Consider the following 21,724-nt stretch of genomic DNA (forward strand, 5'->3'; position numbering starts at 1 on the left):
GCGCAGTATAACACGACATAAACCTGAATGTGCTGCAACGGTTGGAGCAGACGTCGCGTGACGCTATACTGCTTCTCTTTCTTATTTAGTCAACAGTCGACGCTCCTATGCCTGTGTTTGCTCTACTTGCCCTTGTCGCCTACTCCATCAGCCTTGCGCTGATCATCCCTGGCTTGCTGCAAAAAAACAGCAGCTGGCGGCGGATGGCGATTCTCTCCGCGACGATAGCGCTGATTTGCCACGCCTTCGCGCTGGAGTCACGTATTTTCCCCGGCGGCGAAGGTGGGCAAAATCTCAGCTTACTTAACGTCGGCTCGCTGGTCAGCCTGATGATCTGTACGGTGATGACCATCGTCGCCTCGCGTAATCGCGGTTGGCTATTGCTACCTATCGTATACGCCTTCGCGCTGATCAACCTCGCCTTCGCCACCTTCGTGCCTAACGAGTACATCACCCACCTCGAAACCACTCCTGGGATGTTGGTGCATATCGGCCTGTCGCTCTTTGCCTACGCCACGCTTATCATCGCCGCGCTGTACGCGCTGCAGCTGGCGTGGATTGACTACCAGCTGAAAAATAAAAAGCTGGCTTTCAGCAGCGAAATGCCGCCGCTGATGAGTATTGAGCGTAAAATGTTTCATATCACCCAGGTTGGCGTAGTGCTGCTGACCCTGACGCTATGCACCGGGTTGTTCTATATGCACAACCTGTTCAATACCGAAAATATTGATAAAGCGGTGCTGTCTATCGTGGCCTGGTTTGTCTATATCGTACTGCTGTGGGGGCACTACCACGAAGGCTGGCGCGGCCGCCGGGTGGTCTGGTTTAACGTCGCCGGAGCCGGGTTGCTGACCCTGGCTTATTTTGGCAGCCGCGTCCTTCAGCAGTTTGTTAGTTAAAGACTAAGGAGTCTCTCCTGGAACACATTTCTACCACCACGCTGATCGTCACGCTGATCATCATGGTGATTATCTCCGCCTATTTCTCCGGTTCCGAAACCGGCATGATGACGCTGAACCGCTATCGGCTGCGTCATATGGCGAAACAAGGCAACCGCCCGGCTAAGCGTGTGGAAAAGCTGCTGCGTAAGCCGGACCGCCTCATTAGCCTGGTGCTCATCGGCAACAACCTCGTCAATATCCTGGCCTCAGCGCTGGGGACCATCGTCGGCATGCGTCTGTACGGCGACGCTGGCGTGGCTATCGCCACCGGCGTGCTCACCTTTGTCGTGCTGGTGTTTGCCGAAGTCTTACCTAAAACCATTGCCGCCCTGTATCCGGAAAAGGTCGCCTACCCCAGCAGTTTCCTGTTGGCGCCGCTACAGGTACTGATGATGCCGCTGGTGTGGCTGTTGAACACCATTACCCGCGTGCTGATGCGCATGATGGGTATTAAGACCGATCACGTCATTAGCGGCGCATTAAGCAAAGATGAACTACGAACGATTGTGAATGAATCCCGTTCACAAATCTCACGGCGGAATCAGGACATGCTGCTGTCGGTCCTGGATCTGGAAAAGGTCAGCGTTAATGACATCATGGTGCCGCGCAATGAGATCGTCGGTATCGATATCAACGATGACTGGAAATCTATAGTCCGCCAGCTAACCCACTCGCCGCATGGCCGTATCGTGCTTTATCGTGATTCGCTGGACGATGCCATCAGCATGCTGCGCGTCCGTGAAGCCTATCGTCTGATGACGGAAAAGAAAGAGTTCACAAAAGAGATCATGTTACGAGCGGCAGATGAGATTTACTTTGTGCCAGAAGGTACGCCACTCAGCACGCAATTGGTGAAATTCCAACGTAATAAAAAGAAAGTCGGTCTGGTGGTCGATGAATATGGTGATATTCAAGGACTGGTCACCGTTGAAGATATTCTTGAAGAGATCGTGGGAGACTTCACTACCTCAATGTCGCCAACCCTTGCCGAAGAAGTGACGCCGCTTAATGACGGCTCGGTAATTATTGACGGCGGCGCCAACGTGCGGGAAATCAACAAAGCGTTCAACTGGCATCTGCCGGAAGACGACGCGCGTACCGTTAACGGCATCATTCTGGAAGCGCTGGAAGAAATCCCGGTCCCTGGAACCCGCGTACGTATCGAACAGTATGATATCGATATTCTCGACGTACAGGACAATATGATTAAGCAGGTGAAGGTGATGCCGGTGAAATCATTACGCGAAAGCGTGGCGGAATAGCGCAGCCAGCAAAGAATAACGGCGAACTTCGGTTCGCCGTTATTTTATTTAAAGCCAATAAAAACGGCCACCCGCAGGCAGCCGTTACTGGCGAACTAACGAATTACTTCGCTTTCGCGACGGTTACCATCGCGGCGCGAATAGTACGACCGTTCAGGGTATAACCCTTCTGCATCACGCCCAGCACGTTGCCGGCAGCCACATCGTCAGACTCGACCATCGCGATGGCCTGGTGCACGTTTGGATCCAGCGGTACGTTGGTATCGGCAACCACTTCAACGCCAAACTTACGCACGACGTCCAGCATCGATTTCAGGGTCAGTTCGATCCCTTCAACCATTGGCGCCATATCCGGGTTAGCTTTATCAGCCACTTCCAGCGCGCGATCCAGGCTATCGATAACCGGCAGCAGTTCGTTGACGAACTTCTCCAGCGCAAATTTATGCGCTTTCTCGATATCCTGTTCGGTGCGACGACGCAGGTTGTCTTCTTCCGCTTTTGCGCGCAGCATCACATCACGTTCACGCTTTTGCGCTTCGGCCAGCTGTGCTTCCAGATTCGCAATTTTTTCATCGCGCGGATCCACCTGCTCAGCAGAAACCTCAGGCTCTACAGCCTCTACGTTGTCGTGCTGCTCCGTGATAATTTCTTCCGGGGCTTGCCCCTCAGGCGTTTTCTGTTCTTTACTACTCATGAATTTCTCCGCGTTTTTTTCGCATTCATCTCGCTAACTTCGCTTATTATGGGGATCAGTTTCCGGGATTCAAGGGAAGCAGACAGATTGTCATCATTCATTTAACCCAAGGACATCCAGATCATGAAGAACCATTTCAAGTGTATCGGCATTGTGGGACACCCTCGTCACCCAACCGCCCTGACCACACATGAAATGCTCTGGCGCTGGCTATGCGGCAAAGGCTATGAAGTATTGGTCGAGCAGCAAATCGCCCATGAACTCCAGCTTAGCAATGTAAAAACCGGCACGCTGGCGGAAATCGGCCAGCAGGCGGATCTGGCGGTGGTGGTCGGCGGCGACGGCAATATGCTCGGCGCGGCGCGCACGCTGGCGCGCTATGACATCAACGTCATCGGCATTAACCGCGGCAATCTTGGTTTTCTTACCGACCTTGACCCGGATAACGCGCTTCAGCAATTGGCCGACGTACTCGAAGGCCACTATATCGCAGAAAAACGTTTTCTGCTGGAAGCCCAGGTATGCCAGCATGACTGCCAGAAGCGCATCAGCACGGCTATTAATGAAGTGGTGCTGCATCCGGGTAAAGTCGCGCACATGATTGAGTTCGAAGTCTATATCGATGAAGTGTTCGCCTTCTCCCAGCGCTCCGACGGCCTGATCATCTCCACGCCTACCGGTTCGACGGCCTATTCGCTCTCTGCGGGCGGCCCTATTCTCACGCCTTCTCTGGACGCCATCACCCTGGTGCCGATGTTCCCGCATACGCTATCAGCGCGACCGCTGGTGATTAACGGCGATAGCACCATTCGCCTGCGCTTCTCGCAGCGCTGCAACGATCTGGAAATCAGCTGCGACAGCCAGATTGCGCTCCCCATTCAGGACGGCGAAGATGTGCTCATCCGCCGCTGTGATTATCACCTCAATCTGATTCATCCGAAAGACTACAGTTATTTCAATACATTAAGCACTAAGTTGGGCTGGTCGAAAAAATTGTTCTGATTTTACAAGCTGCCTCTTTACTGGATAAAAAACCAGTTTATACTGTACGAAAACACAGTAATGTTTTTTCATACAGGAAGGCAGCTATGTTGGCGCAACTCACCATCAGCAATTTCGCTATCGTTCGTGAACTGGAAATTGATTTTCACAGTGGCATGACCGCCATTACCGGGGAAACCGGCGCCGGGAAATCCATTGCCATCGACGCGCTGGGGCTGTGCCTCGGCGGCCGAGCCGAAGCTGACATGGTGCGCCGCGGCGCCAGCCGTGCCGACCTGTGCGCGCGCTTCGCGCTGAAAGATACCCCTGCCGCCCAGCGCTGGCTGGAAGAGAACCAACTGGAGAGCGGGCGTGAGTGTTTACTTCGCCGCGTGATCAGCGCTGACGGTCGCTCCCGCGGTTTTATCAACGGTACCGCCGTGCCTCTTTCTCAGCTTCGCGAGCTGGGCCAGTTGCTTATCCAGATCCATGGCCAGCATGCCCATCAGTTACTCACCAAAGCCGAACATCAGAAAACCCTGCTCGATGGTTATACCGGTGAGTATGCGCTTACTCAGCGCATGGCGGAACGCTACCGCCAGTGGCACCAGAGCTGCCGGGAGCTGGCTCAGCATCAGCAGCAGAGCCAGGAGCGCGCCGCCCGCGCAGACCTGCTGCAATACCAGCTCAAAGAACTGAACGAATTTAATCCTCTGCCGGGCGAGTTCGAACAGATAGACGAAGAGTACAAACGTTTGGCCAACAGCGGCCAGCTGCTCAGTACCTGTCAGCATGCGTTAACGGTACTGGCCGACGGCGAAGAGGCCAATTTGCAAAGCCAGCTTTATACCGCTAAACAGCTGGTTAGCGAGCTGGTCGGTATGGATAGCAAACTCTCCAGCGTGCTCGATATGCTGGAAGAAGCCTCTATTCAGCTCAGCGAGGCGACCGATGAGCTGCGCCACTACAATGACCGTCTCGATCTCGACCCTAACCGTCTGTTCGAGCTGGAACAGCGCATTTCCCGGCAGATTGCGCTGGCGCGTAAGCATCAGATTGCTCCGGAAGAGCTGCCGGCGTTCTATCAGGCCATGCTGGATGAGCAGCGCCTGCTGGACGACAGCGCCGGTTCGCTGGAGTCGCTGAGCCAACTGGTCATTGAGCATCACCGCCTGGCGCTGGAAACGGCGCAAGAACTGCACGCCCTGCGTCAGCGCAGCGCCGATGAACTCACCCAGTTGATAACCGAAAGTATGCACTCACTTTCTATGCCACACGGCGTGTTTGCCATTGATGTCGCCTTTGATGAACGCCATCTGACCGCCGAAGGCGCCGACCATATTGAGTTCCGCGTCACCACCAACCCGGGGCAACCGCTGCAGCCGATCGCTAAAGTGGCCTCCGGCGGCGAGCTGTCGCGTATCGCACTGGCTATTCAGGTTATTACCGCCCGTAAAATGGAAACTCCGGCGCTGATTTTCGATGAGGTCGATGTCGGCATCAGCGGCCCGACGGCGGCGGTGGTCGGCAAACTGCTCCGCCAGTTGGGAGAATCCACGCAGGTCATGTGCGTGACTCACCTGCCGCAGGTTGCTGGCTGTGGTCACCATCATTTCTTTGTCTGCAAAGAGACCGATGGCGAGATGACCGAGACGCACATGCATGCGCTGGATAAACGCGCCAGACTGCAGGAACTGGCCCGTCTGCTGGGCGGTAGCGAGGTGACCCGCAACACCCTGGCGAACGCGAAAGAGTTGCTTGCGGCGTAAACTTTTTGATTTTCACAGAGTCATAGTGAACAGCAAATTGCCAATAGACCTGCAGTCGAAGGTTCCCAACCGGGCAAAGGTCTATTATTATCGGCATATTACAGATGAGCCACGTATTGCTCGGGCCCAAAAAGGAATCAAATCACTATGCGCTGTAAAACGCTGACTGCTGCCGCAGCGGTTCTCCTTATGTTGACCGCAGGCTGTTCCACTCTGGAACGAGTGGTTTACCGTCCTGATATCAACCAGGGTAACTATCTGGCACCAACCGATGTCGCAAAAATTCGTGTCGGCATGACACAACAGCAGGTTGCTTATGCGCTGGGTACGCCGATGATGTCAGATCCATTTGGTAGCAACACCTGGTTCTACGTTTTCCGCCAGCAGCCGGGCCATGAGAAAGTGACCCAGCAGACCCTGACGCTGACCTTCGACAGCAGCGGTGTGTTAACCAACATTGATAACAAACCGGCGCTGACCAAGTAATCTCAGGCCAGTAGAAATGCAAAAAGCGCTCAATGAGCGCTTTTTTTAATTGTGCATTCCCGCTTATTTTTCAGCGTGCTTTTCAGCCCGCTGCCGGCGCAGCTCTTTCGGGTCAGCAATCAGCGGGCGATAAATCTCTACGCGGTCGCCATCATGGACTTCGTCATGCAGCTTGACCGGACGGCTGTAGATGCCGACTTTATTCTTCGCCAGATCGATATCTTCACGCAGCGCCAGAATACCGCTGGAGATAATCGCCTGCTCGACCGTTGCCCCAGCCTGCAGCTTCACGCGTTGCAGGTACTGTTTTTCCGGCAACGCATAGGCGACTTCAACCACAATATTAGCCGACACGATACACCTCTTTGGCGCGCGTGGTGAACGCCTGCACCATATTGGCGGCCAGCTCTTTAAAGATGCGACCAAAAGCCATTTCAATCAGCTTGTTGGTGAACTCAAAATCGAGATGAAACTCAATTTTGCACGCATCCGGGCTGAGCGGAATAAACTTCCAGCCGCCAATCAGCTTTTTGAACGGCCCATCGACCAGGCTCATCAGGATACTCTGGTTATCGGTCAGCGTATTACGCGTCGTGAAAGTCTTGCTGATGCCGGCCTTGGACACATCAACCGCCGCCGTCATTTGCGTCGGCCCGGCCTCCAGCACTCGGCTACCGGTGCAGCCAGGCAGGAAATCGGGATAGGACTTCACATCATTTACGAGTTGATACATCTGTTCCACGCTGAAAGGCACCAGCGCAGTACGGCTAATCTGAGGCATAGCAGGTTCCACATTTAAACACGGGACAAATAATATCATTTATCTGCTGCTAAAAAAAACGCTGTACCATAACTCGTGCTAAGATAGCCCATTACGCCTCGCAGGAAGGATTGAGGTAACAATGTTTAGAACTAGCGATGACTTCAGGACATTATGACTAAGAAAAAAGCCCACAAACCTGGATCAGCCACCATTGCGCTGAATAAACGCGCCCGTCATGAATACTTTATCGAAGATGAATACGAGGCAGGCCTCGCGCTGCAGGGTTGGGAAGTGAAATCTCTGCGTGCCGGCAAAGCCAACATCGGCGATAGCTATGTCATTCTGAGAGATGGCGAAGCCTATCTTTTCGGCGCCAACTTTACGCCAATGGCGGTCGCCTCCACGCATTACGTTTGCGATCCGACCCGTACCCGCAAGCTGCTGCTCAATCAGCGCGAGCTCGATGCGCTATACGGCCGCATCAACCGCGAAGGTTATACCGTCGTCGCCCTGTCGTTGTACTGGAAGAACGCCTGGTGCAAGGTGAAAATCGGCGTGGCGAAAGGTAAGAAACAGCACGATAAGCGCACCGACGTGAAAGATCGTGAATGGGCGGTCGATAAGGCGCGCATCATGAAGAACGCCGGGCGGTAATTCCCTCCCTCTGCGGGCCAGCTCCCCCTGGCCCCACGCTATATTGCTGTTGTCGCTGCTTTTTCACTCGATATGCCGCCAGAATCCTCGTTTCGGGGGCTGGTAACCACCTTCACAAATCTGTTATACTTCAAGTACACATTGGGGCTGATTCTGGATTCGACGGGATTCGCGAAACCCAAGGTGCATGCCGAGGGGCGGTTGGCCTCGTAAAAAGCCGCAAAAAAATAGTCGCAAACGACGAAAACTACGCTTTAGCAGCTTAATAACCTGCTTAGAGCCCTCTCTCCCTAGCCTCCGCTCTTAGGACGGGGATCAAGAGAGGTCAAACCCAAAAGAGATCGCGCGGATGCCCTGCCTGGGGTTGAAGTGCTAAAACTAATCAGGCTAGTTCGTTAGTGGCGTGTCTGTCCGCAGCTGGCGTGCGAATGTAAAGACAAACTAAGCATGTAGTGCCGAGGATGTAGGAATTTCGGACGCGGGTTCAACTCCCGCCAGCTCCACCAAAATTCTCCATCGGTGATTACCAGAGTCATCCGATGAAGTCCTAAGAGCCCGCACGGCGCAAGCCCTGCGGGCTTTTTTGTGCCCTCAATTTGTCCTGCGAAGTCCGAAGAGAACTTATTAAATCCGAACCTTTTAGGCCCATTGATAGGCCCAACGAAAAGCTCTATTGTTTTCGTTGGGCCTAAATGCATGGAGACTCCCATGGCAAGAAAAACCAAGCCGTTAACCGATACGGAAATCAAAGCCGCCAAACCTAAAGATGCCGATTACCAGCTGTATGATGGTGACGGGCTTACTCTGTTAATCAAGTCCAGCGGTAGTAAGCTCTGGCAGTTCCGTTACTACCGACCTCTGACCAAGCAGCGAACCAAGCAGAGCTTCGGTGCCTACCCTGCCGTCTCACTTTCTGATGCGCGTAAACTCAGAGCCGAATCTCGAGTTTTATTGGCAAAAGATATTGATCCTCAGGAACATCAGAAAGAACAGGTGAGGAATTCTCAAGAGGCTAAAACCAACACCTTCTTGTTAGTTGCCGAGCGTTGGTGGAATGTGAAGAAAGCCAGCGTAACAGAGGACTATGCCGACGATATCTGGCGCTCGCTTGAGAGAGATGTTTTCCCGGCAATCGGTGATATTAGTGTCACTGAGATTAAGGCTCATACTCTGGTTAAAGCAGTACAGCCGGTTCAGGCCAGAGGTGCATTAGAGACTGTTCGCCGCCTTTGTCAGCGTATTAACGAAGTCATGATTTATGCGCAGAACACAGGCCTGATTGATGCAGTTCCCAGTGTAAATATCGGAAAAGCGTTCGAGAAACCGCAAAAGAAAAACATGCCGAGTATCCGTCCGGATCAGCTTCCACAGTTAATGCAAACAATGCGTACGGCAAGTATCAGTATGTCAACGCGGTGCTTGTTCATGTGGCAGCTTCTCACCATTACCCGCCCTGCCGAAGCCACTGAGGCACGATGGGATGAGATCGATTTCAGTGCTAAAGAATGGAAAATTCCAGCAGCTCGTATGAAGATGAACCGAGACCATACGGTTCCACTATCGGATGAGGCTCTTTCTATTCTGGAAATGATGAAGTCACTCAGTGGTGGCCGAGAGTTTATCTTTCCCAGTCGCATCAAACCAACCCAGCCAATGAACAGCCAAACAGTTAATGCCGCACTTAAGCGTGCTGGCTTAGGAGGCGTACTCGTATCACACGGTTTACGCTCTATCGCTAGTACGGCACTCAATGAGGAAGGATTCCCGCCTGATGTCATTGAAGCAGCACTGGCTCATGTAGACAAAAATGAGGTACGTCGCGCTTACAACCGCAGTGATTACCTTGAGCAACGTCGTCCGATGATGCAGTGGTGGGCTTACTTTGTGAAAAAGGCAGATAGTGGCAGACTCACTGACGTTGAATTAACAACATTAAAGCTCACTGGATAAGACCAATTCTTAATCCACACAAGCGAAAAACAGGAGTGTGCGGTAATGGTGCAATCCTGTTATATAAAGTCTAACTCCCTAGGCTTCACGTATGATTCGACCGGACAGCATTGACTCATACTACGAAGAATAAATCCTAAGGAGCCTGCCATTGGTACGTATGCTTACAAACACTCATATGCTAAATCAGGGGGGATAATATTGTTTACCATTGAGACTGCACGTGAAGAGGCGAATAGGTTTCGAAAGATACTCGAAACATGTGATCCGTCAACAACCTACCTTGTACCTCACGGCTTCCCGGTAATGAGTTGCAAGCTTTGCTCAATGTTACTTTCCTTCCACTTTCTGCAATTATGGCCCGAACTGGAATTGAAAGGGGTCACTGGAGTCACCGGTAAAAATGGCGCAATAACTCACTTCTGGCTGGAAGTGGAAGATTACGTTATTGATATCACCGGAGATCAATACAACATCATCAACGCCCGTAAACTAAACGAAAATATCGTAAGAAACAGGCCCTTTATGCCTGTTCACGTCGCTAACCAAAAGGATAGCTATCTCTATAATTTATTTGAAATTAAAGGGAAAGAGCATTTGAGCTATGGCTTTCCGACAATCGGTGATGATTTCATCGATGAGATGGAATGTGATTATCGCCAGCTTGTCAGGTGATGGTGGAAATAGAATCAAGAAATAGATGTAGACCTGCGCTTTATCGGCAAGTCTGCATCATAAGCTCTAAAGGCCTCTCAGCTGCCGTCATATTAACTGGCTAGTGCCAAAGTTACGATAACCGTCATGGGAATCTTTACTGTACGTTTTTGACAGGTAAGCAACACGTAGCAGGAAGTCGTAATAATCACCACTTAACGTTAACGCATCATCCCGAGTGAACCACGCGCTGTGATTCTTCGGAAAATGCGGGAGATAAGCATATTCAGGATAATCAAGCCCAATGGCGCTGCACCAGGCTTTCTGAATACGGGTCGCCATATTATCAGCATCAGATTCAGTGTAATTCCCCAGATAGGCATAAACCTCTTTGTCAAACAGCAGAATCAGATGGTAGTGAGGATGTTCCCCGGTAACACGCTCTCTGGCCCAGATATAGCCGAGTGGCGAAGACTCACCAGCCCTGCCAGAACGCTTGTGCTCTTCCCTTAGCTGACTCTTAAGGGATTCTATAGCCCGAGTGATGGCTTTCTCATCATCTTTCTGAAAGCATGTCGGCATATCTGGCTCTCCTGGCACATGGGACTGAGCAAACCTCAGATCAGCACGTAATGCGAATACCCGGTTATAGTTTTCCAGATAATCAGATATCACAGCAAGTGATCGACGAAGCATATAGCGTGATATCCGGGAGTCATATTTCTTTTCTGCTGCCAGTAGCAGGGATTCAAATTCTTTTTCAGATAACTCATAAGGTAATTTCATAATAAATTACTCAGGTAATATTTGTTGATTAATGGGTAGCAGTGGGCTACCCATGTGATTAGGCGTACAGTTCCTCTCACAGAGATGGATTATCTATGCTGGTATCTGGTATAGTGATTGGTTCTATTAGTTAACTGGTATCCAGGCATACGTTAATAAGGATATATAATAAGGATATATATTACATATACCGACTAACCAAAACTAAGAAATGATATTATTCGAGACACTCTAACCCGCAACCAGCCAGGGTTTGCGAGCAATATAACTCGTTGATAAATCATAAAAATCACTCTGAAGTTATTCAGGTTTAGCCAGCTTGCTCAGTGTCAGTGATCCGGACTGGTGTATTGGCGTATTGGTCTTAGCTGCAAGTTCGACAGGGTTCATTGTTGAACCGATAAATTTGACATAATTGATACCTGCCTCTTCGAATAACTGCACCATTCCTTTCGATTTAAGCTTTTCCAGTGCTGGTATAAGCCGCTCAGAGCATCTGATGGATCCTGGGCCATTTTTGATAATGTCGTTTCTTCTGAAATCGTAAGAGCCATTTTCTACAAGATGCGATTCCAGCCAGAATAATATTTTTTCTTCATCACTAAGTTCTCTTGTGGAATCAATTTTTGTAATGGAATGATTTACAAACCAGTCAGTCAGATTCAAAGCAGACAACAGATTTTCCCTTACAATCTCTGTCGATTCAGGGTCACCAGTAACCTGAAAAATACCTGCAATCCTGAGACTCTGCTCGATAAAACGAGCGGCTATATCATCATAGTGATACAAGGCTCCGCCAGGCTTCATCTGCTGCTGCAAACTCAACGACGTTTCATCCATTAGATCCTGCGCGTCCGGAGCAAGGGTAAGTGCAATATACTCATCGCCATTTTCTCTTCGCTTAACACCGGCGTCCATAAGTTGTGACATGACAGAATACAGCTCCTGAAGCAGGCTTTCATCCCTGGCACTGTGCTCATTGATGGTGTATGGCTTTGTAATCTGCTCCATATCTATCATCAGGGTACGAGCCAGCAATCCTGTGAATCTGATACTGGCCCTTTTCCGTTTGCTGGAATTGTCATACGGATGAGGCTGCATCATTAATAAAGATGAAAATACATAATTTTCAATAACAAAGCTTTCCCGTGATACCCTGTTAATGGTGACTTTATCCCAACACCAGAATGTATTGAAAGGTGTGGGGTCGTTGTACAAACTACTCGTATACACACCTGCTGCTTCATCGTTAAAAAGAGCTTTATTCTGATACCCCATCCCGATTTCTTTAGTGAGCGCTTCTCTTGTCGGGTTTGTTAAAATAATGGATTTCCTTACTGGTTTCTGCGGCTGGCGGCTGATACACTCTTCAAGTTTTTTGCGTGTTTCAGCCGTATCTCCCCCCTGACTCAGTGCTTTTTTGTAAAGCTTATTTAATACTTTAAACTCAGCCTGCCAGATAATAACCCTTCGTTCATACTCCTCAAGCTCGACACAATACTCGTCTTCAAATCGCCGCTCCCGTTGCTCAACAGGGATCTTGAGCAACCTGTATATTCTTGACTTACCACTACCAGACCTGGAGAGCAATAACAGATATAACGCCAGAGGAAATCGCTGTTTATTGCCCAACTGAACGCAAAACAGATCCTGGCAGGCTAACCCCAAAAATGCTAATAACGTAACGACGATAATCTCAACCGCCACACCTGTGATGTGGTGTAGGTACAAAGTCCATCGCCTGATATGACGTGGTAGAATATCAAACTTCAGGTTAAGTTCATGATTAATTTCATTTTTGTTGCTCATTGCATCATCCTTTATTTTTTTGCAAAAAAATTAAACGGTTCGGGAAGCGATCCACTCGTCAATAGCAGTAGATCGCCAGCCGACAGAGGCAGCCCCCAGCCGGACCGGTCTGGGGAACTCAGCATCGTAATACCTGGATTTAGGATTCAGTTTTTCGTAGATACTTGAGCGCGAGATCCCAAGAATCGCCGTCAACTCAGTCATGCGCAGGATGCGTAGCGGGTGTGTTTTTGGTGCACTAACGTTCGACATTTTCACTTCTCCTGTTGGATGTCTTTGGCTGGATTAGAAATTTGCCATAGCATCTGGGATAGTGTCCGCGTAGAAAAATGGAAACCAACCGGAGGAAGTTCAGTGGCACATGCATTTGCAAAACTGATGTACGACGTCTGTCAGATTTTGGGAGTATTCAGGGAAGGGAGTAAACAGCGGGATATACGAGCATATGGAAGTTTTTGGCGTCATCAGGCGTTTTTTAATCAGCGCTATAATGAGATAATCGGAATAATTGATAAAGAAAGGGTATTCAGTGAAGAAGAACGTCGTAGTTTGTTCTACAAATACGAAATGTTTTATAATCAAATCATGTCTTATCCCGTGTTCAGCACTCTGACCCGGAGCCAAGTATTCGAACGTTATATTCAGCTCGGGGTTTCTTCATGCTTAGCACTTGATATACACAAAACTTTTAACACCACTAATAACAGCGGATTCTACTTTCATATACATAGTTTTTTGTTGAGTGAGCATTGCCCAACACTGGAAAATAATGGAAGGGATATCCTACAAGGAGTGAAAAACTATTTAAGGGATCTTATCAAGTCACCTGACGGGAGTTATAAAAAAGTTCTCAGCCCACTGTCTGAATATATAAGAAATATCAGAAAAAACAGCACACCTATAAAATCATGGATGAATAGTACCATCGATGAATGCATCGAATATTCCCAAATAACATTAGACGAGGATGAGTTTAACAAAATTAAAGGTCAGCTGGATGATTTTAAAGTAGCTTACTCTTCGCTTCGAGTCCTGCTGGCTTTGGAACGAAAGATTGGGTTGACTGAACACCTTTCCAGTTTTTACCGAACCCTTTATCAGGTAGAGGGTCTGAATGACAGCTATTATTTGGCATTACATCAATATCTTTATGAATCGAAAAACTTCGATGAGCGGTTGCTGAAATCTGTAATAGAAGAGTTTCAGAAGAAAGCGACCAAACCTTATTCGATAGAGATAAACGAAGATACATGGTTGGATATCAAGGTCATTTGGCATCTTGTTTTCAGTTCTCTTAAAGGTGACCTGTTTTCTGAATTAGATCTGATAGAGTTGGCTATCAACCTTAAAAATTCTCCAGACTCAGTTGTCCTGACACCTTATCTGACGCTATCTAAAATAATACATAACATTTGTATAGACGATTTAAACGAGGCAAATAAAAAAGCTAATGCAATGTCAATTAATGAGCTACCTCCAGGTTTTATCTCAGCGGCTATTAGTACTATCAAGTTAGCTCTTAACATCAAATTAAATGGAAATACGATAAAAAATGGAGAGTTACTTTCAGATATAAATACAATTTTAACGTATCGCGGCGTTTTTACTGATCATGTCAATATCGTTCGCAAATTTAAACAACCCGATTTGATATTAGTAATGTGCGCCAATAACTTGATAATAATGAGTGCGATAAAACAGTATAATAACATGGTTCAGATGACAAGTTTCTACAACGAGCTTGAACTTTCTGCCATCCACCCACAGTCTATTACAGGTATTCTGGATGAAGTTGAATTTGCATTGGGCAAAATAAATAAACGGCTTGATGAAACCGAGAAAGTTATTAATAGCGAAGAACTGGCCAAGTTAATTATAGATGAGAAAATATTAACCGTTCGGGAGTGCAGACAAAATCTCGTAAGCTATTTGAATGAATTTACATTGTATAACTGCATTCTTAACCTAAATTATATTAAACCTTACCTGACACTGCCTGGGGAGAAGTTGGTGCATATTTACGGACTTGTCGGTAATTCAGATGAGCGTGTAATTAAGCGAGAATTTTTAGCTGAGGCTATCAGAATTGTTAATGAGAGAGAAGGTCAAATTAAGCCTTTAGCTGAAGGTGAAAAAGCTCAAAAAATGGCGCTAATACACGACCTGAGCAGTGAGCTTTTCAAATATGATGAGTGACCCCCTTTATCCCTGCTACAGCTGCTACATGTAGCAGCTGTAGCAGGGATGTGTGTTTCAATTTTTTATTTTTCTGCTCGCAACTCTATGATAAATATACTACTCCCATATATTGGCTATTTTATAGCCTTCAAACAATATTCACCTAGTTCGTTACAGATATCATACAAACCTCGAATCGCGATATGCCGATGAGCCACAACCATTTCGTAAGTCGTAGATGCTACCCGATCCCTTTAAGCGATATTTTAATAGTGCCATTAATCACCACCTCCTATGGAGGTGGTTTAGGCAAAAAAAAGCAAATTATCATCCTTTCAATGTTTTTCAACTATTGAAGAAAGAAATCCACAGTCATGAGGCTTATCAAAACCAGAGGTGCTTTTGATATATTCAGTAATCAGCGCACCAATAATCTTAATTGCATCTTTGTTAGTTGTAATGAAGCCCAATGGCATCGTCACAGGCAGCGTTTCTGGTTGAGAAATATGATAGATAACGGCAGATAACTCATCCTCAAGATGAAGGATCTCAACATTACCATCTAACAGTCCTTCTACTAGCCCTTTAGCGCACGCGTGGAATTGCCCAAGTTCATGCTTCCACTGTCTGGCAACCCGGGCATCAACTGCATCCTGGACGGGTACGTACAGCACCGGTTTATACAGCCGCTTATCCTTCGTAGCCGACCTGTTAAGAAAATCGCTCAGGCTTGAGATAAATCGGACGCTCTTTGACCAGTAAGGATCTGATGGAGCTACCCAGACGAACGGGCTACCGCCATAATCGGTTTTGTCTCTGATACGCTGATTGAGCACCGGTGCCAGAGCTTTCTGCAGCTTTTCCCAGTTGTTTTTAGAATAAACCGGGCCTAAAAAAGTCGTCCTGCCAGAGTCTGAGTATTCTTCCAGCGCCTGCATATCCTTGATAAATAATGGATTAAGTTGATTCGTTTTAGAGTCAAACAGCTTAAGCGTAAGGTCATCGTTTATGGATACCATGGCCTTAAAAATACTCATAGTATTGTTATGCCGTGATAACCTAGCTATCTCAACAGCCATTAACTCATGAACACATTCCGAACTGTTTAACTGTTCATAGTCTTCACGCTCGACAGCCTTACCATCGTTATCCATTTTAAATTCCGTTGTTAAACGGAGCGGTATTTGCCGCAGCTTATTAACAGAATTAACTGTATAGATAGAAGGTTGTTCTTTTCCGCCCTGAACCTGCAAGTGAGACAGAAAACCTTTATCCAGGATTTGATTAAACTGGTACTGAAAGTGCTTCTCAACCAGTTTCTCACTTTGAGAAACGTTGTTGTCATCAACCTTTAATGTTAACCCTCCCCTCCAGTGGTCCTGGAAAGTTTGGTTGCTGAAGCAGCTAAATGTGGCTAAATCAAAGGATAAGGTACCACCACTGTCCTGGATAGTTGAAAGGTGCGGTATCTCGCCAACCTCAGAAAAATAGCCATTTGATTTGTCGGTTAAAGTCAGTCTGCCGTCTGAGGAGAGCGTCAATTCGCCACGCTGCACAAGATCCGAAATCGCCTCCTCTGTCTCACGGTGGGTCAGGCCGAAATAGGTTGCTATTTGTGCTTTGCTCATCGAGGCTACATGAACAAGTCTTAGCACAAACTCTCGGATGAATGGCAGCCCCTTCTGGGAAACATAGGAAAACTGAATGTTAAACCTCTGTGCGGGCAGCAGGAAGTCAACCTCGTGATAGGTTACTTTGTTATCAGATATCATTTCTTTTTGCCTCCCTGCTGAGCGGAGAGGAACCTGTATCCAGCTTCCTGACCTCGTTCAGCCATATAACTTACAACTGAGCCTAATGGCAGTTCTTTATTGTTTCCCTTCCAGATATCGGCATTACCCACAATCAACAGGCGATCCATTGCGCGTGACATCGCAACATTTATACGGTTTGGAGCTCGTAAGAAACCTGGGCTATGCTGCTTATCCGAACGCGTCAGTGACAGGATGATGATCCGGTTTTCCTTACCCTGATAACTGTCAACAGTGTCAATTTTAACAATGTCCTTAAATCCCTCGCTCCAGATTTCCTGATTGAATTTCTGACGGAGCAACCGCTTTTGTTCGGCATACATACATATCACGCCGATAGCGGCTTCATCTTTGTTAACGAGCTTTGAAAGCTGAGCGACAAATTCTTCATTCTCTGACACCTGTTTAAGTACAGAAATAATCTCGTCAGCTTCACATCGGTTGTAAATGCTTGTTCCGCGATCTTCAAGATGATGTGCCCGGTGGCCCAGATTAGCAGTATCAAGCCAGGTTACGACGCTACATAACGCTTCTGGAGCGTGCTGATAGACATCCGGAATTGCCCGTTCTCCATTCAGAAGCTTCCTGTCATAGAACGTCTTCGATACGAGATCACCAATCGGTGGAGCCATACGGTACTGGGTCAGCAGAGCTGCACTCGCTTGCGCACCATAAGCAGAGTTGAAGGCACGGGCAAAGTCACTTCGTAATACCTCGTCAATTTCAGTGCGGGAGTTATTGATACCCAGCTTCCTCGCTAATGCCGCCTTGTGGGCATCTGAGTACAACGGGGGAAGCTGCAGGTGGTCACCCACCAACAGGACGCGTCGGGCTGACTGCATTGCAATGGCCAGTTCACTTGCAATCGAGCGCGCCGCCTCATCAATGATCACCCAGTCGTAGATATTCTCTTGAATGCCAATGTGCCCCTGTCCAATACCAACGCATGTACCAGCCACTAACTGCCTGGAGCGCGAATAAAACTCGTCTAGGTTCACTCGCTCCCCCGACATAGCATCCTGCATATCACGGGATATTTTAGCTAATGCCTTTACTCGTCTTGCCTCATCAGGTCTGACACCATACTCAGTACACAGCTTGGAAATCAGAATGTCTTTTGCTGCAGAGACCTTCGCGCCTTTGTCCAGGTTAATCCCATATTCCTGACTCAGCCTGGAGCGGATGGAAAAATCGAGTTCGACTGCAATTTCTTTCAGTTCACCAATCTCTTTTGAATCCGTTAAATCGTTAACCTGATAGAGCAATTTCTCAAGGTGATCGATTTGTCTGAACAACCTGAGCTCAGCAAGTACAACACCCGAAATAAAACCCGGTTCCAGACCAATGGCTTCACTCAACGCTTCAACACGGTACTTAATTTCAGCATTGAACAGTTCGCGCTTCTCAGTTGTGATTGCGTTTGAATACACATCTTTCAGGCCAGGGGAAACGGCTCCTTCCCGGTTGCTGAACCTGACAACGTCCAGCTCTGTACCAAGCCGGGAACAGTGCTTTCTGATGCGCTCGGCTGCTGTATTCACAGCCTCGTGTGACTGGCTGACCAGTAAAATGCGTTTGGTATTCTGTTTCTCGATCAGGTAGTGGACAAAGGCCGCGATGAACTCGGTTTTACCGGTCCCCGGCGGCCCCTGCAGGAGGGAAAGAGGGCCATTGTTGACCAGTTTGTTAAACGCCTTTCTTTGCTGTTCATTTAGACTGATCTTGTTTCCGTGCTGATCTTCACGGTCGTATCTGGCAAAATCGTCATCGCTGAGAGTGATACCATAATTTTGAGCCATCTGTTTGCAGGATGGGTCGAACAGGTCAATTAAGTCAGGCAGCACACTTTCTCGATCTAGGAGACGTTCCAATGCGCGTTTACGTTTCTGATACGATGCCCGATCCTGCCTTGTACGGAAGAAGACAATATCAGAATCCTTCAGCCTGTAGGCTGCTGAACGCACTTTGACCAAGCGGATCTCTTTGAGCTCTGACTTCTTAAGTGACACCTCACCTATAAATCGCTCAACACCTTCCTGATCGACCTGTAAGGCTTCGACTTCATCACTACTTCTGAAAGCGCCAAGTGGATCAACGTCTGCAGAGTAAGGGAGAAGAAGCTCTCCATGAGCATCTGCAACCGGGACCACCTCCCCGCTGACTTCAATGTTTGGATAGGATTCTGTTTCAGTATCCAGAATGGCGCGCCACAGCTTCACCGTCGGGATTTCCAGCACTTCTTTTAAAGCAGGTTCAAGCGCTTGCTTATCAAGTCTTGCAAAGGCATCTTTTAGCTGAAGCGTAAGCGGATCCTGTTCCTGAACGTCTTCAGGAGCGGCAATCAACTCGATTGCCCGCGTAAAAGATTCTTCTTCATTAAGCAATACTGTCAACGCCGACATATCCTGCGGTCTACCGGGAATAATCCTGATGCCAGTACCAATTTCGAACTGACTTTCATCAATATCTTGCTTACGAATTGTGGCGCGAGCCCTTGGCCTGAAACCATGAATCAGCGTCTTCTGCTCTTTGTTGAACACTGCAGTAAAACTGCCACCTATCCCGGTGAAAGTCACTTTTACTTCAGCTGGCGCTTTAGGATTTGGCTCAACTTTGACATACAGATGCCCGTTATCAGGCAGGACAGAGATTATTTCATCGGTGTTTCCTACAGTGATATCTATCAGGGGTTGTTCTGGTGCCTGGTCATTACTGTCTATCGCTTTTTTAAACCGACCTAAATCCTTAAACCCAAAAACCGGATCTTCCAGCTCTGCTCGGATGGCATTCGCAATAGTCGGATAAATGTCTGATTCCTGCCCCCATGACATGCCTAACAACTCGCAGGACATCTTCATCACTGCATAGTTGTCGCGTTCAAAAGAAGTACAATTATCGATGTATTCAGGGCTGTAGCTGTGGTTTTTAGGTTCGTCACCGGACGGTGAAAAATCGGGGATATCGATGAGGAAAAGCGAACGACTCTGTGTCCCAAGCATCACATTGCCAGGGTGGATGTCCCCGTGAGAAACACCCAGACTGTGTAAGTGCTCAACGGCGGCGGCAAACTTATCAATGAGGTCGATTTTTTCATCATTCAGGACGACCATTTTATCCCAGGTTTCTCCCTGAACCTGATCCGTGACCATGTACAGACTTGATGATTTGGATGCGATACCGAATTCACGAATTTGAGGCAGATACGTTGGTTTAACTAAAGAAAGCTGCTCAACCTGTTTTAAAAACTTCATAACCTGGAAGTTTACTGAAGGATCGTCTCCCTGCCCCCCAACGTTCAGCCAGGCCTTCACGAGTCTTCCACCCGAGATATAGACTTCTTTGTCGGATGTTTCTACCAGAAAGTCATCGTCTTCCCGGTACTGGCGAGAGTGATTGATAGCATGCCGGTAAGGGTCAAGCTCAGTATCATCAAATGTAGGGATCGCATTGCCCGCAGGTTCGGCTTGTTTCAGGGCATCGAAGAATTCAGTCGCGGAAACAAATTTTGCTGCAACGGCATCAAGTAATACATCTGAATACCAGTGCTGACTATTTAGCATATTGTCCTGTACTGTCTCAAGACTCTTAGGCGACATGCGCTTACCGCTTAATAAGTGCCACGCTACAATGCCCAGGGCATGAACATCCTGCTGAAAAGGCGTAAGCTCGCTCTCATCAAGCAGATCTTTTACCTCGACTGCGCCTACGGATAAAAGCTTACGGTAATCGCCGACCGTTCCGGCTGGCCGGTGGTATGCCGAAATAAAGTTCGAAAGTGCGACTTCTTTTGAAGGTGAAATCCACAGGCTGTGATCGGCTATATCCCTGTGCGCAATTTTCATCTCATGGAGATCGCTAAATTTCGCGATGAGCAGTTTGACCACATTCAAACGGTCCATATCAGAAAAGGCCTTGCCATATTTTCCGATAAATTCATTAAACCTGACATGGCCCGGCGGAAGCTCATAGACTTCGCAGTACTCTGCCGTCACCTCGTCTTTCTGAAAACTCGTCAGAGACCTCAGGCAGTGGTTATACAGGTCACGGTTCTGGTGATTGATGTGCTGTAACACTTCGCGCTCACGTGAAACGATCTCAGCTCTTCCTTCCGGCGTGTACGCTTTCGTCCCTTGGATGTTCCGGAAATTCCATATTCTGAGTAATGCTTCGCTATTTGCTGATATTTCTGATTTTGCCAGGTATTCCTGATACACCTTTTTAGGATGTTCGAAAATCATATCCTTAGCTTCGAAGCCATTAACCCTCAGGGTTTTTGGCGCTGTCTGAGGCCCTAAGAAAAGGTTATCAAAAAGGGGAAAATCTTTGTTTAGAACCTGGGAGCCTGGATGGGGTCTGAAGTAGTTGTTGAATGTGTTGCGATCAGCAAATTTAAGAAAATCTGTTAACGAGATTGTATGGTGAAGTTGTTCTTCCGGTAACTCACTGAAGTCCGCATTGCCAGTCATCACAACAAAAAAATGTACAAATGGAACATAGCCTTTGTTCGTAAAACGGTCTGCCAGACGCTTGAGTTTATTGTCCAACGTGAACTTTTTGCCACGGGTCACGCTTACCGGCGAGCGTCCCATGTTCTTATCACCCTTATACCAAGTCTCTCCGCGCGCAGTTACGGGTTGATGGTTCCAGTCCTTCAACTCAACAATGATCACATTACAATGCGTAACAATGACTAAATCAAATTCACCTTCTTTTTTTGCCTCAACAAAACGAAAACCTGCATAACCTTTCCAGGGGAACATTCCGTTGCCGGTATAACCATATCTTTGTAGCTGCTCGCCAATAGAACCTCCACGAACAGGCTTGTCAGACTTGGATAAATTATCCGAAAACGCAGCCTTTATTTTCTCAATAGCTGCCACTTCCTGCTCTTGTAAACCGCCATCCCACATTTCTACTTCCAACGGAATCCCCCCCTAGGACTTCAAACTGATTTATCTAGTGATCCTGACTAATCTTCTCAGTAGT

General features: G+C 48.0%; 17 protein-coding genes and 1 other RNA gene. 10 read left to right on the top strand and 8 right to left on the bottom strand.

Translation table 11 applies throughout. The features are described from left to right. The first annotated feature begins 107 nt into the window (after positions 1 to 107). On the top strand, positions 108 to 899 hold the full coding sequence (locus PGS10_RS22170) for a cytochrome C assembly family protein (RefSeq protein WP_015703199.1): 792 nt from the start codon (positions 108 to 110) through the stop codon (positions 897 to 899). 17 nt (positions 900 to 916) lie between these two features. After that, positions 917 to 2,203 carry an HlyC/CorC family transporter gene (locus PGS10_RS22175; RefSeq protein WP_026612238.1) on the top strand — a complete coding sequence of 429 codons (1,287 nt, stop codon included), beginning with the start codon at positions 917 to 919 and terminating at the stop codon, positions 2,201 to 2,203. Between the two features lie 103 nt (positions 2,204 to 2,306). On the opposite strand, the gene grpE is transcribed toward PGS10_RS22175, so the two are convergent. Continuing rightward, complete coding sequence (gene grpE / locus PGS10_RS22180; protein ID WP_015370253.1) at positions 2,307 to 2,897, bottom strand: nucleotide exchange factor GrpE; 591 nt, start codon at positions 2,895 to 2,897, stop codon at positions 2,307 to 2,309. Positions 2,898 to 3,020: 123 nt separating this feature from the next. Here grpE and nadK point away from each other — a divergent pair, with 123 nt between their 5' ends. From nadK to bamE, 3 genes are all read left to right on the top strand, one after another. Further along, a complete protein-coding gene (gene nadK, locus PGS10_RS22185) occupies positions 3,021 to 3,899 on the top strand; it encodes an NAD(+) kinase (protein ID WP_015370252.1) in 879 nt (292 codons plus the stop codon). Positions 3,900 to 3,985: 86 nt separating this feature from the next. Continuing rightward, the gene (gene recN, locus PGS10_RS22190) at positions 3,986 to 5,647 is read left to right on the top strand and encodes a DNA repair protein RecN (RefSeq protein WP_047044422.1); all 1,662 of its coding nucleotides are present in this window, start codon (positions 3,986 to 3,988) and stop codon (positions 5,645 to 5,647) included. 147 nt (positions 5,648 to 5,794) lie between these two features. Further along, a complete protein-coding gene (gene bamE, locus PGS10_RS22195; RefSeq protein WP_047044418.1) occupies positions 5,795 to 6,133 on the top strand; it encodes an outer membrane protein assembly factor BamE in 339 nt (112 codons plus the stop codon). A gap of 63 nt (positions 6,134 to 6,196) precedes the next feature. Here the strand turns inward: bamE and PGS10_RS22200 are convergent, their stop codons facing one another. Then, on the bottom strand, positions 6,197 to 6,487 hold the full coding sequence (locus PGS10_RS22200; RefSeq protein ID WP_015370249.1) for an RnfH family protein: 291 nt from the start codon (positions 6,485 to 6,487) through the stop codon (positions 6,197 to 6,199). Beyond that, positions 6,477 to 6,914: a type II toxin-antitoxin system RatA family toxin gene (locus PGS10_RS22205; RefSeq protein WP_015370248.1), complete on the bottom strand. Its 438-nt coding sequence runs from the start codon at positions 6,912 to 6,914 to the stop codon at positions 6,477 to 6,479. The genes PGS10_RS22200 and PGS10_RS22205 overlap by 11 nt, the downstream gene beginning before the upstream one ends. 153 nt (positions 6,915 to 7,067) lie before the next feature. On the opposite strand from PGS10_RS22205, the gene smpB reads away from it, so the two are divergent. The 4 genes from smpB to PGS10_RS22225 all read left to right on the top strand — a co-directional run bounded on the left by smpB (position 7,068) and on the right by PGS10_RS22225 (position 10,175). Then, positions 7,068 to 7,550 carry an SsrA-binding protein SmpB gene (smpB, locus tag PGS10_RS22210; protein WP_015370247.1) on the top strand — a complete coding sequence of 161 codons (483 nt, stop codon included), beginning with the start codon at positions 7,068 to 7,070 and terminating at the stop codon, positions 7,548 to 7,550. A 143-nt stretch (positions 7,551 to 7,693) separates the two neighbouring features. Then, positions 7,694 to 8,056, top strand: a transfer-messenger RNA (tmRNA) gene (ssrA, locus tag PGS10_RS22215). Positions 8,057 to 8,258: 202 nt separating this feature from the next. Next, on the top strand, positions 8,259 to 9,500 hold the full coding sequence (locus PGS10_RS22220; RefSeq protein ID WP_063844035.1) for an integrase: 1,242 nt from the start codon (positions 8,259 to 8,261) through the stop codon (positions 9,498 to 9,500). A 201-nt stretch (positions 9,501 to 9,701) separates the two neighbouring features. Then, entirely contained in the window at positions 9,702 to 10,175 is a 474-nt protein-coding gene (locus PGS10_RS22225) for a hypothetical protein (RefSeq protein ID WP_032733613.1), read from the top strand. Positions 10,176 to 10,262: 87 nt separating this feature from the next. Here PGS10_RS22225 and PGS10_RS22230 read toward each other — a convergent pair whose 3' ends face one another. The 3 genes from PGS10_RS22230 to PGS10_RS22240 all read right to left on the bottom strand — a co-directional run bounded on the left by PGS10_RS22230 (position 10,263) and on the right by PGS10_RS22240 (position 13,001). Next, positions 10,263 to 10,940, bottom strand: coding sequence for an inovirus Gp2 family protein (locus PGS10_RS22230; RefSeq protein ID WP_316423508.1), 678 nt, complete (start codon positions 10,938 to 10,940; stop codon positions 10,263 to 10,265). Between the two features lie 300 nt (positions 10,941 to 11,240). Beyond that, complete coding sequence (locus PGS10_RS22235) at positions 11,241 to 12,749, bottom strand: DUF3987 domain-containing protein (protein ID WP_063844037.1); 1,509 nt, start codon at positions 12,747 to 12,749, stop codon at positions 11,241 to 11,243. A 30-nt stretch (positions 12,750 to 12,779) separates the two neighbouring features. Further along, positions 12,780 to 13,001 (bottom strand): AlpA family phage regulatory protein, encoded by a 222-nt coding sequence (locus PGS10_RS22240; RefSeq protein ID WP_038416542.1) that lies wholly within the window; start codon positions 12,999 to 13,001, stop codon positions 12,780 to 12,782. Between the two features lie 24 nt (positions 13,002 to 13,025). Between PGS10_RS22240 and PGS10_RS22245 the strand changes: the two genes are divergently transcribed. Beyond that, a complete protein-coding gene (locus tag PGS10_RS22245; protein WP_139154344.1) occupies positions 13,026 to 14,945 on the top strand; it encodes a hypothetical protein in 1,920 nt (639 codons plus the stop codon). A gap of 317 nt (positions 14,946 to 15,262) precedes the next feature. Here PGS10_RS22245 and PGS10_RS22250 read toward each other — a convergent pair whose 3' ends face one another. Together PGS10_RS22250 and PGS10_RS22255 are read right to left on the bottom strand one after the other, a co-directional pair. Beyond that, a complete protein-coding gene (locus tag PGS10_RS22250; protein ID WP_045347906.1) occupies positions 15,263 to 16,699 on the bottom strand; it encodes a hypothetical protein in 1,437 nt (478 codons plus the stop codon). Continuing rightward, positions 16,696 to 21,648, bottom strand: a complete 4,953-nt coding sequence (locus PGS10_RS22255; RefSeq protein ID WP_047028082.1) for an AAA domain-containing protein — start codon at positions 21,646 to 21,648, stop codon at positions 16,696 to 16,698. The genes PGS10_RS22250 and PGS10_RS22255 overlap by 4 nt, the downstream gene beginning before the upstream one ends. Positions 21,649 to 21,724 lie beyond the last annotated feature (76 nt).

This window comes from Klebsiella sp. 141153 (assembly GCF_032601995.1).
GTDB classification, from domain to species: domain Bacteria; phylum Pseudomonadota; class Gammaproteobacteria; order Enterobacterales; family Enterobacteriaceae; genus Klebsiella; species Klebsiella aerogenes.